Raw genomic sequence first — 11,410 nt, forward strand, 5'->3', positions numbered from 1 at the left:
AACATGGGACAACTGATCGATGGACGCTGGCATGACCAGTGGTACGACACCGGCAAGGATGGCCGCTTCCAGCGCGAGAACGCCCAGCGCCGCAACTGGATCACTGCCGACGGCAGCCCTGGCCCGAGCGGCGAAGGCGGCTTCCGCGCCGAGGCCGGCCGCTACCATCTCTATGTTTCCCTGGCCTGCCCGTGGGCCCACCGCACGCTGATCTTCCGCCAGTTGAAAGGCCTGGAGAAGCTGATCGACGTGTCCGTGGTGAGCTGGCTGATGCTGGAAAACGGCTGGACCTTCGACCGCGAGCTCGGCTCCACCGGCGATGCGCTCGACGGCCTGGACTTCCTCCACCAGCGCTACACCATCGACGATCCGCACTACAGCGGCCGGGTGACCGTGCCGGTGCTGTGGGACAAGCAGCAGAAGCGCATCGTCAGCAACGAATCGGCGGAAATCATCCGCATGTTCAATTCGGCATTCGACGACCTCACCGGCAACCGCCTGGACCTCTACCCACAGGGGTTACGGGAGGAAATCGACGCCCTCAACGCGCGCATCTACCCGGCGGTGAACAACGGCGTCTATCGCGCCGGCTTCGCCACTTCCCAGGCGGCCTACGAGGAAGCTTTCACAGCGCTGTTCGAGGAACTGGACTGCCTGGAAGCCCATCTCGCCACCCATCGCTATCTGGCTGGCGAATACCTGACCGAAGCCGACTGGCGCCTGTTCACCACGCTGGTTCGCTTCGATGCGGTCTACCACGGGCACTTCAAGTGCAACCTGCGCCGCATGGCCGATTACCCCAACCTCTCCGGCTGGCTGCGCGAGCTATACCAGTGGCCAGGCGTGGCCGGAACGGTGAACTTCCAGCACATCAAGAACCACTACTACGGCAGCCACCGCGCCATCAACCCGACCGGTATCGTCCCGCTCGGCCCGCAGCAGGACTTCGGTTTGCCGCATGGTCGGGAGCATCTGCCGGGCAAGGGCATGGCAGTCAACCCGTAGGTTGGCGCTGAACGCAGTGAAGCCCAACATCTGTCGGACTCTGCACCGTTGGGCTTCGCAAGCTCAGCGCCAACCTACGCTGTTTCCGGCAAGCGTCACGGCTTTGATCACTGCCCCTCGAACCAGGCCAGCTTGTCGCGCAGTTGAACCACTTCGCCGACGATCACCAGCGTCGGCGCATGCACCTCATGCTCGGCCACCAGTTGCGGCAGGTTCGCCAGGGTGCCGGTGAATACCCGCTGGTGCACCGTGGTGCCTTGCTGTACCAGTGCCGCCGGCGTTTCCGCCGCGCGGCCGTGGCGGATCAGCTGTTCGCAGATCACCGGCAGGCCCACCAGCCCCATGTAGAACACCAGGGTCTGTCCCGGCGCGACCAGATCCGCCCAGGGCAGGTCGGAGGTGCCATCCTTCAGGTGCCCGGTCACGAAGCGCACCGACTGCGCATAGTCGCGGTGAGTCAGCGGAATCCCGGCATAAGCCGCGCAACCGCTGGCCGCAGTGATGCCCGGCACCACCTGGAACGGGATGCCGTTGGCCGCCAGTTCGTCGATTTCCTCGCCGCCACGACCGAAGATGAACGGATCGCCGCCCTTCAGGCGCAGCACGCGCTTGCCCTGGGAAGCCAGCTCCACCAGCAGCCGGTTGATTTCATCCTGCGGCACGGAGTGATCGGCACGGCGCTTGCCGACATACAGGCGGTCGGCATCGCGCCGGCACAGGTCGAGGATCGCCGGCGCCACCAGGCGGTCGTAGAGCACCACGTCGGCCTGCTGCATCAGGCGCAGGGCACGGAAGGTCAGCAGGTCCGGATCGCCCGGCCCAGCGCCGACCAGATAGACCTCGCCACGTGCCTCGGCCTGCCCGGCTTCGAGTTTTTCACTCAGCAGCCGCTCGGCCTCTGCCGGGCGACCGGAAAGCACGCGCTCGGCAATCGGCCCCTGGAATACGTCCTCCCAGAAGATCCGCCGCTGCTGCAATTCGGGCAGACGCTGCTTCACCGCATCGCGGAAGCGACTGGCCAGCCCGGCGAGCTGGCCGTAGGTCGCCGGAATCCAGGTTTCCAGCTTGGCCCGCAGCAGCCGCGCCAGCACCGGCGCATCGCCGCCGCTGGAAACCGCCACGATCAGCGGGGAACGGTCGACGATGGCCGGGAAGATCACGCTGCATAGCGCCGGAGCGTCGACCACATTGACCGGCACGCCCCGCGCATGGGCATCGCGCGAAACCCGGGCGTTGAGCGGCTCGTCGTCGGTTGCGGCGATTACCAGCATGCAATCGACCAGATCGCCCTCGGTATAGCCACGCTCGCACAGCTCGCCCTGCCCCTGCTCCACCAGTTCGCGCAGCTCCGGATGAACCTCCGGAGCGACTACGCGCAGCAGCGCACCGGCGTCGTTGAGCAGGCGCGCCTTGCGCAGTGCGACCTCGCCGCCGCCGACCAGAAGGGCCCGGCGACCGCGCAGGTTATGGAACAGCGGCAGGTAGTCCATCTCAGCCGATCACCTCGATGCCGGCCATGTAGGGCTTGAGCACTTCCGGTACGCGAATGGAGCCGTCGGCCTGCTGGTAATTCTCCAGCACCGCCACCAGGGTACGGCCGACCGCCAGGCCGGAACCGTTGAGGGTGTGCAGCAGCTCCGGCTTGCCGGTTTCCGGGTTGCGGAAGCGCGCCTGCATGCGGCGCGCCTGGAAGTCGCCGCAGTTGGAGCAGGAGGAAATCTCGCGGTACTTGTCCTGGCTCGGCACCCACACCTCGATGTCGTAGGTCTTGGTCGCGCCGAAGCCCATGTCGCCAGTGCACAGCACGATCGTGCGGTAAGGCAGTTCGAGCAACTGCAGGACCCTTTCGGCATTGCCGACCAGGCCTTCCAGCGCCTCGAAGGACTTCGCCGGCTCGACGATCTGCACCATCTCGACCTTGTCGAACTGGTGCTGGCGGATCATCCCGCGGGTGTCGCGGCCGGAAGCGCCCGCCTCGCTGCGGAAGCACGGGGTATGGGCGACGAACTTCAGCGGCAGTTGCTTGGCGTCGAGGATCTGCCCGGCGACGATGTTGGTCAGCGACACTTCGGCGGTCGGGATCAGGTAAAGGTCGGGATCGCTCTCGCGGCCGATCTTGAACAGGTCTTCCTCGAATTTCGGCAACTGGCCGGTGCCCTGCAGCGCCGGGGCCTGGACCAGGTAAGGCGTGTAGGCTTCCTCGTAGCCGTGCTCGCGGGTGTGCAGGTCGATCATGAACTGCGCCAGGGCGCGGTGCAGACGGGCAATCGGCCCGCGCATCAGGGCGAAGCGGGCGCCGGACAGGCGCGCGGCGGTCTCGAAGTCCAGCCAGCCGTACTTCTCGCCGAGGGCCACATGGTCCTGAACGGCGAAGTCGAAGGCCTTCGGGGTGCCCCAGCGGCGCACTTCGACGTTATGGTCCTCGTCCTCACCGACCGGTACGGACTCGTGCGGCAGGTTGGGGATGTTCAGCAGCAGGTTGTCCAGTTCTGCCTGGATGGCTTCCAGCTCGCGCTTGCCGGCCTCCAGCTCGTCGCCCATGCGGTTCACGTCGGCCATCAGCGGAGCGATGTCCTCGCCGCGCTGCTTGGCCTGGCCGATCGCCTTGGAGCGCGCGTTGCGCTCGGCCTGCAGCTGCTCGGTACGGGTCTGCACGGACTTGCGCTGGTTTTCCAGCGCCTCGAAGCGCGCCACGTCCAGGGTGTAGCCGCGGGTGGCCAGGCGCTCCGCCACTTCCTGCAGTTGGGTACGTACCAGTTTGGAATCGAGCATGGTCTGTTCTCGTATCTCTAGTGAGGGCGGCATCTGTTGCCGCACAGGGCCGGTCCATGATCCCGCAGACCAGAGCCAGCGGGACGAAACAGGCGAAAAAGCGGAGTTTACATCTGGCGGCTGCGCATTCCGAGCCTGTTACCACCACAGAATGGCCGATGCGCGACGAATCATGGACAGGCGATCAGCGTTTTCTGCGTTTTCGGGGGCTGGCACGATCCAGGGCAGCGAGGTGCCTGAGCTTTTCGCCGATCTTCAACTCCAGGCCACGCGGTACCGGCTGGTAGTACTGGCGCGGCTCCAAAGCCTCGGGGAAATAGTCCTCTCCCGCGGCGTAGGCATCCGGCTCGTCATGGGCGTAGCGGTATTCCTCGCCGTAGCCGAGATTCTTCATCAGCTTGGTCGGCGCGTTGCGCAGGTGCAGCGGCACTTCCAGCGAACCGTTTTCCGCGGCATCGCGCATCGCCGCCTTGAAACCCATGTAGACGGCGTTGCTCTTCGGCGCACAGGCGAGGTAGACGATGGCCTGGGCCACCGCCAGCTCGCCTTCCGGACTGCCCAGCCGCTCCTGCACGTCCCACGCCGAGAGGCACAGGGTCAGGGCGCGCGGGTCGGCGTTGCCGATGTCCTCGCTGGCCATGCGCACCACGCGGCGGGCGATGTACAGCGGGTCGCAGCCGCCGTCGAGCATGCGCGCGAACCAGTAGAGCGCGCCGTCCGGGTTGGAGCCACGCACCGACTTGTGCAGGGCGCTTATCTGGTCGTAGAAGGCCTCGCCGCCCTTGTCGAAACGCCGGCGGCTGTCGCCCAGCAGGTTCTGCAGCAGCTCGGGACTGATCGCCGTGCCGTCCTCGGCGAGGTCGGCGGCATTCTCCAGCAGGTTGAGCAGGCGCCGGCCATCGCCGTCGGCGGCGGCCAGGAGAATCCGGAAGCTTTCTTCCGGCAGGCTCAGCTTGCGTTTGCCGAGCCCCTTGTCCTCGTTCAATGCGCGCTGGACCAGCTTGCGCAGCGCCTCTTCGTCCAGGCTCTTCAGCACATAGACGCGGGCCCGCGAGAGCAGCGCATTGTTCAGCTCGAAGGAGGGGTTCTCGGTGGTGGCGCCGATGAAGATCAGCGTGCCGTCTTCCACATAGGGAAGGAAGGCGTCCTGCTGGCTCTTGTTGAAGCGGTGCACTTCATCGACGAACAGGATGGTGCGGCGACCGTACTGGGCAGCGTGCTGCTTGGCCACCTCGACGGCCTGGCGGATTTCCTTGACCCCGGAAAGCACCGCGGAAATGGTCTCGAAGTGCGCATCCGAGACCTTCGCCAGCAGGCGCGCCAGGGTGGTCTTGCCGACGCCCGGCGGTCCCCAGAAGATCATCGAGTGCAGCGCGCCCTGCTCCAGCGCCTCGCGCAGCGGCTTGCCGCGGGCCAGCAGGTGCTCCTGGCCGACGTACTCGTCCAGGTTGGCCGGGCGCAGGCGCGCGGCCAGGGGCTGGGCTACGGGTTCGGAGCTGAACAGGTCCACATCAGTACCTACAGACAGCCCGTCATTCCTGGATGACGTCGACGCCCTTCGGCACTTCGAAGACGAACTGGTTGGCGTCGATCGCCTGGTTCATCTTCACGTCGAAGAACAGGATATTGGTGCGCTGGCCGACGCTGTCGATCAGCTGCATGTCGTTGATCACGCCGTTGCGGAAGGAAATCCGCAGGTTGTCGAACAGGGTGTCCTTGTCCTTCGGCTTGAGGATGAAGTCCACCACGTTGCCGCCTTCCTTGCGGGTGATATCGAAGCTTTCGTGGATTTTCGAGGTATCGCCGGAAAGCAGCAGCGCCGGAGTCTGGGTCAGGCGCTGGTCGAGTTTCTGGATGGTCACCTGCTCCAGGTCCGGGTCGAACAGCCAGACCTTCTCGCCATTGGAGATCAGCAGTTGCTCCTGCGGTGCATCGGTGTGCCAGCGGAACAGGCCGGGGCGCTTCAGGCTGAGCTGGCCGGCGGTTTCCTGCAGGCGGGTGCCGCTGCCGTCCAGGGTCAGCTGGGAGAAGCGTGCGGTCATGGTCTGGGCCTTGCTCAGCAGTTCGCTCAGGCGCTGCGCGGCAACGGCATCGTCGGCGTGGGCCTGTACGCCAGCAAAGGTGAGGGCGGCAATCAGCAGCATGCGGATCAGTCGCATGGATTTCCTCGAATGATTCAGTCGCGGATAGGAGCAGGCGCGATGACCTCGCGCGAGCCATTGGTGTTCATCGCCGTGACCACGCCGGCCATTTCCATGGCCTCGATCATCCGAGCGGCACGGTTGTAGCCGATCTTCAGTTTGCGCTGGACTGCGGAGATGGATGCACGCCGGCTTTCGGTGACGAAGCGCACGGCTTCATCGTAAAGCGGATCGTCCTCGCTGCCCTCGCCGCCTTCGCCACCACCCTCGAAGCTGCCACCACCGCCACCGCCTTCATCGGCGCCAGCCAGGATATCTTCGATGTAGTTCGGCGCGCCGCGCAGTTTCCATGCCTCGACCACGCGATGCACCTCGTCGTCGGAGACGAAGGCGCCATGCACGCGAATCGGCAGACCGGTGCCCGGCGGCAGGTAGAGCATGTCGCCGTGGCCCAGAAGCTGCTCGGCGCCACCCTGGTCGAGGATGGTGCGCGAGTCGATCTTGCTGGAGACCTGGAAGGCGATACGGGTCGGGATGTTGGCCTTGATCAGACCGGTGATCACGTCGACCGAGGGACGCTGGGTCGCGAGGATCAGGTGGATGCCTGCCGCCCGCGCCTTCTGCGCGATACGGGCGATCAGTTCTTCGACCTTCTTGCCGACGATCATCATCATGTCGGCGAATTCGTCGACCACTACTACGATGGTCGGCAGGGTCTTCAGCAGCGGAGCCTCGTCTTCCATGCTCTCGCGGCGGTACAGCGGGTCGGTCAGCGGCGTGCCGGCCTCTTCGGCATCCTTTACCTTGCGGTTGAAGCCGGCGAGGTTGCGCACGCCCATGGCGGCCATCAGCTTGTAGCGCCGCTCCATCTCGGCGACGCTCCAGCGCAGCGCGTTGGCCGCTTCCTTCATGTCGGTGACCACCGGGCAAAGCAGGTGCGGGATGCCCTCGTAGATCGACAGTTCGAGCATTTTCGGGTCGATCATGATCAGACGCGCCTCTTCCGGCGTCGACTTGAACAGGATCGACAGGAGCATGGCGTTCACCCCCACCGACTTACCGGAACCGGTGGTACCAGCCACCAACAGGTGCGGCATCTTCGCCAGGTCGGTGATGATCGGCCGACCGCCGATATCATGGCCAAGCGCCAGCGGCACGGTGGATTTGTGCTCGTCGTACTCCGGAGTCATCAGCACTTCGGAGAAGCGCACCATCTGCCGGTCTTCGTTGGGAATCTCGATGCCAACGGTGGTCTTGCCAGGGATCACCTCGACCACCCGCACGCTGATCACCGCCAGCGAACGTGCCAGGTCCTTGGCCAGGTTGGAGATGCGACTGACCTTCACGCCGGCCGCCGGCTGGATCTCGAAGCGGGTGATCACCGGGCCCGGATGCACGGACTCGACCACCACCTCGACGCCGAATTCCTTGAGCTTGATTTCCAGCAGGCGCGACATCGCCTCCAGAGACTCGGGCGAATAACTCTTCTGCTTCTGCTCGGCCGGGTCGAGGATCGAAAGCGGCGGCAGGGTGCCCTCCACGGCGCTGTCGACGAACAGCGGCGTCTGCTTTTCCTTCTGCACGCGCTTGCTCGCTTCCACCGGCTTGGGCGGTGCGGGCGGGTCGATCTTCGGCGCCGGGCGGCTCTCACGCTCCTGCACGCTCTTGACCAGCGACTCCTCGCGCTCGATCAGACGTTCCTTGACCTTGGCCTGCTCGCGACGGTCGGCGACTACCGGCGCCACGACCTCGGCGACCCGCTCGTCCACTTCGCGGAGTTGCGCCATCAGTTGCTTGCGCTCGCTGCGCGCGCTCCACCAGCGGTTGAAGACGTTCTGGATCAGTTCGAACAGATCGAGGGTGATCTTGCCGGTCATGTCCATGACCTTGAACCAGGACAGATCGGCGAATACGGTCAGACCGAAGAGGAACAGGGAGAGGAGCAACAGGGTGCTGCCCTGTACGTTCAGCGCGTTGACCGCCAGTTGGCCGAGGCTCTCGCCCAGGGCGCCGCCCGCCGAGGCCGGTATGTGCCCGCCGGTGGTGTGGAAATGAATGAAGGCCAGCGCAGAGCCGCCAAGAATCAGGAACACCAGGCCGATCAGCCGCCAGGAGAACAGCCAGCCGCTCCACTCCCAGGGTAGGTGACGCTTGCGAAACACCTGCCAGGTCTTGACCGCCAGCAGCAACGGGAAGATGTAGGCGAAGTAGCCAAGCACCATGAACAGGATGTCAGCGAACATCGCCCCCAGGCGACCAGCGGCGTTCTGCACCTGCACCACATGGCTGGAGTGGCTCCAGCCCGGATCCGCCGGGTCATAGGTGAGCAGCGCCATCCACAGATAGAGGCATAGCGCGCCCAGCGCGATCAAAGCCCCTTCCTTCAGGCGATAATGCAATTGCTGACGCCATGCGGCGGCGTGGCTTGCTGTGGTCGTGTCCTTCAAAACGCGTCTTTTCCTGCGCCCTGGGCGCTTCCGAGAATCTTTGAGCGTCAAAACGGGCCTATTGTACGGCTTTGGTCGGCCGATGCCAGCGAAGCCGGGACAGCCCGGCGGCGCTTTTGCCGGCGTTTCCCGGTTCGGTGTAGCATAGCCCGATACAGCTCTCCGGCGATTTCATTGGAGCATGCATTCTTTTACGTGACAAAGGCTTATGGAGTCTTTTTATGAATGAAGTCAAGCATTCGCGCCTGATCATCCTGGGCTCCGGCCCGGCGGGCTACACCGCCGCCGTGTACGCCGCGCGCGCGAATCTCAAGCCTGTCGTCATCACCGGCATCCAGCCAGGCGGCCAGCTCACCACCACTACCGAAGTGGACAACTGGCCGGGCGACGTGGAAGGCCTGACCGGTCCTGCACTGATGGAACGGATGCAGCAGCACGCGCAACGCTTCGATACCGAGATCGTTTACGACCACATTCATACCGCGGAGTTGCAGCAGAAGCCGTTCGTCCTCAAGGGCGACAGCGGCACCTATACCTGCGACGCGCTGATCATCTCCACCGGCGCCTCCGCCCAGTACCTGGGCATGTCGTCCGAGGAATCCTTCATGGGCAAGGGCGTCTCCGCCTGCGCCACCTGCGACGGCTTCTTCTATCGCAACCAGGTGGTCTGCGTGGTCGGCGGCGGCAATACCGCGGTCGAGGAAGCGCTCTACCTGGCCAACATCGCCAAGGAAGTCCACCTGATCCACCGCCGCGACAAGCTGCGCTCGGAGAAGATCCTGCAGGACAAACTGTTCGAGAAGGCCGCCAACGGCAATATCCGCCTGCACTGGAACGCCACCCTCGACGAAGTGCTGGGCGACGAGATGGGCGTCACCGGCGTGCGCCTGAAGGACACCCAGAACGGCGAAACCCGCCACATGGACCTCTCCGGCGTATTCATCGCCATTGGCCACAAGCCGAACACCGACCTGTTCAAGGGCCAGCTGGAAATGCGCGACGGCTACCTGGTGGTCAAGGGCGGCGGCGAAGGCAACGCCACCCAGACCAGCATCGAGGGCGTATTCGCCGCCGGTGACGTGGCCGACCACGTCTATCGCCAGGCGATCACTTCGGCCGGCGCCGGCTGCATGGCTGCGCTGGACGCCGAAAAGTATCTCGACGTCTGACCGGCCAGATCAGGGGAGGCCTCCCCTCCCCTGCTCACCATGCTGACCTGGCTGTCGCGCAGCAACTTCGACTTCCCTCCTCTGGAAACGGCCCTGCACGAGCCCAACGGCCTCCTCGCGGCCGGCGGCGACCTCAACCCGCAGCGCCTGATCCGGGCCTATCGCCATGGCTGCTTCCCCTGGTATCAGGAGGGACAGCCGCTGCTCTGGTGGTCTCCCGATCCGCGCACGGTGCTATTCCCGGCGGAACTGCATGTTTCCCGCAGCCTTGCAAAATGCCTGCGCCAGCAGCGCTTCCGCGTCACCATCGACCAGGCCTTCGAAGAGGTCATCCGCGCATGCGCCGCCCCGCGCGACTACGCCGATGGCACCTGGATCACCAGCGCCATGCAGAAGGCTTATATAGAGCTCCACCGCAAGGGCATCGCCCATTCGGTCGAAGCCTGGGCGGACGGCCAACTGGTCGGCGGCCTCTACGGGCTCGCCATGGGCCGGCTATTCTTCGGCGAATCGATGTTCAGCCGGGCGGACAACGCCTCGAAAGTCGCGTTCGTCACCCTGGCGCAGAAACTTGGCCACGCGGGTTTCGCCCTGATCGATTGCCAGATGCCGACGCAACACCTGCACAGCCTGGGCGCGCGCGCCATTCCCCGCAGCGAATTCGCCAATTATCTGCGCCTCTATCTCGATCAACAGCCAGCGCTCGACTGGCGTTCGCAAGCGGACTTGCCCGGCCTGGCATAAACTTGCCAAAGGGTTTCCGCGGGGGTTGAAACATGACCGAACTGGCCCGCCTCAAGTTCTACGCCACGCAACCGCATCCATGCAGCTACTTGCCCGAGGAACAGGCCACCACGCTGTTCCTCGATCCGAGCCAGCCCATGGACGCCCAGCTTTACGCCTCGCTTTCCGAGGTCGGCTTCCGGCGTAGCGGCGAACACCTCTACCGCCCCCATTGCCAGCACTGTACCGCCTGCATTCCCGCGCGCATTCCGGTTGCGCCGTTCCAGGCCAATCGCCAGCAGAAGCGCATCATCAAGCGCAACTGCGATCTCGAAGTGTTCAAACGGCGCCCCTCCTTCACCGAGGAGTACTACGCGCTGTACATGCGCTACATCGAACAGCGCCACGCCGATGGCGACATGTACCCACCAAGCCGCGACCAGTTCACCACCTTCCTGGTCCGTGACCTGCCGTTCAGCCGCTTCTACGAATTCCGCCTGCATGGCCGGCTGCTCGCGGTGGCGGTGACCGATGTGCTGCCGAACGGTCTGTCGGCTGTATATACCTTCTACGATCCGGACGAGGAGCGCCGCAGCCTGGGCCGCTACGCCATCCTCTGGCAGATCGGCGAAACCGCACGCCTGGGCCTGCATGCGGTCTACCTGGGGTACTGGATCAAGAATTGCCGAAAGATGAACTACAAGACCCAGTACCGGCCGATCGAACTGTTCGTGAACCAGCGCTGGGTCGTACTTAGCTGACAAACTTCCGGGCCCCGTGGCGCTACGCGCGTTTTTCAGGCACAATGCTCGCCTTTTTTAAGGGCCCACGTCAGGGCCACCCATAGATACCGAGGGCTCTACTGCATGTCGAAAGAAGACAGCTTCGAAATGGAAGGCACTGTCATCGACACCCTGCCCAACACCATGTTTCGCGTGGAGTTGGAGAACGGGCACGTCGTTACCGCGCACATCTCCGGTAAGATGCGCAAGAACTACATCCGCATTCTGACCGGCGACAAGGTTCGCGTTGAACTGACGCCCTACGACCTGAGCAAGGGTCGCATCACCTATCGCGCTCGCTGACATCCGTCGGCAAGCCTGGACGCCGCGAAGCGATCCAGACGGATAGAAAAACGCCCGGCATTGCCGGG

Annotated in this window: 10 protein-coding genes; 5 read left to right on the plus strand and 5 right to left on the minus strand. The window is 64.5% G+C overall.

Features of this window, described 5'->3' with window-relative positions; all coding sequences use genetic code 11:
* Positions 1–3: 3 nt before the first annotated feature.
* Positions 4–1,005 (plus strand): glutathione S-transferase family protein, encoded by a 1,002-nt coding sequence (locus JFY56_RS02985; protein WP_208311977.1) that lies wholly within the window; start codon positions 4–6, stop codon positions 1,003–1,005.
* Between the two features lie 107 nt (positions 1,006–1,112).
* Here the strand turns inward: JFY56_RS02985 and cysG are convergent, their stop codons facing one another.
* The 5 genes from cysG to ftsK form a co-directional block, all read right to left on the minus strand.
* Positions 1,113–2,495, minus strand: a complete 1,383-nt coding sequence (gene cysG, locus JFY56_RS02990; RefSeq protein WP_208311978.1) for a siroheme synthase CysG — start codon at positions 2,493–2,495, stop codon at positions 1,113–1,115.
* A gap of 1 nt (position 2,496) precedes the next feature.
* A complete protein-coding gene (gene serS, locus JFY56_RS02995; RefSeq protein ID WP_208311979.1) occupies positions 2,497–3,777 on the minus strand; it encodes a serine--tRNA ligase in 1,281 nt (426 codons plus the stop codon).
* Positions 3,778–3,961: 184 nt separating this feature from the next.
* Positions 3,962–5,287: a replication-associated recombination protein A gene (locus JFY56_RS03000; protein ID WP_208311980.1), complete on the minus strand. Its 1,326-nt coding sequence runs from the start codon at positions 5,285–5,287 to the stop codon at positions 3,962–3,964.
* Between the two features lie 22 nt (positions 5,288–5,309).
* Positions 5,310–5,936, minus strand: a complete 627-nt coding sequence (gene lolA / locus JFY56_RS03005; protein WP_208311981.1) for an outer membrane lipoprotein chaperone LolA — start codon at positions 5,934–5,936, stop codon at positions 5,310–5,312.
* A gap of 17 nt (positions 5,937–5,953) precedes the next feature.
* On the minus strand, positions 5,954–8,416 hold the full coding sequence (gene ftsK / locus JFY56_RS03010) for a DNA translocase FtsK (RefSeq protein WP_408004371.1): 2,463 nt from the start codon (positions 8,414–8,416) through the stop codon (positions 5,954–5,956).
* A 170-nt stretch (positions 8,417–8,586) separates the two neighbouring features.
* On the opposite strand from ftsK, the gene trxB reads away from it, so the two are divergent.
* The 4 genes from trxB (at position 8,587) to infA (ending at position 11,342) form a co-directional block, all read left to right on the plus strand.
* On the plus strand, positions 8,587–9,534 hold the full coding sequence (gene trxB, locus JFY56_RS03015) for a thioredoxin-disulfide reductase (RefSeq protein WP_208311983.1): 948 nt from the start codon (positions 8,587–8,589) through the stop codon (positions 9,532–9,534).
* Between the two features lie 39 nt (positions 9,535–9,573).
* Positions 9,574–10,278, plus strand: coding sequence for a leucyl/phenylalanyl-tRNA--protein transferase (aat, locus tag JFY56_RS03020; RefSeq protein ID WP_208311984.1), 705 nt, complete (start codon positions 9,574–9,576; stop codon positions 10,276–10,278).
* 32 nt (positions 10,279–10,310) lie between these two features.
* Positions 10,311–11,018 (plus strand): arginyltransferase, encoded by a 708-nt coding sequence (locus JFY56_RS03025; protein WP_208311985.1) that lies wholly within the window; start codon positions 10,311–10,313, stop codon positions 11,016–11,018.
* 105 nt (positions 11,019–11,123) lie between these two features.
* On the plus strand, positions 11,124–11,342 hold the full coding sequence (gene infA / locus JFY56_RS03030) for a translation initiation factor IF-1 (protein ID WP_016492441.1): 219 nt from the start codon (positions 11,124–11,126) through the stop codon (positions 11,340–11,342).
* The last annotated feature ends 68 nt before the right edge of the window (positions 11,343–11,410 follow it).

This window comes from Pseudomonas schmalbachii, from assembly GCF_017589465.1.
In the GTDB taxonomy this organism is placed as follows: domain Bacteria; phylum Pseudomonadota; class Gammaproteobacteria; order Pseudomonadales; family Pseudomonadaceae; genus Pseudomonas; species Pseudomonas schmalbachii.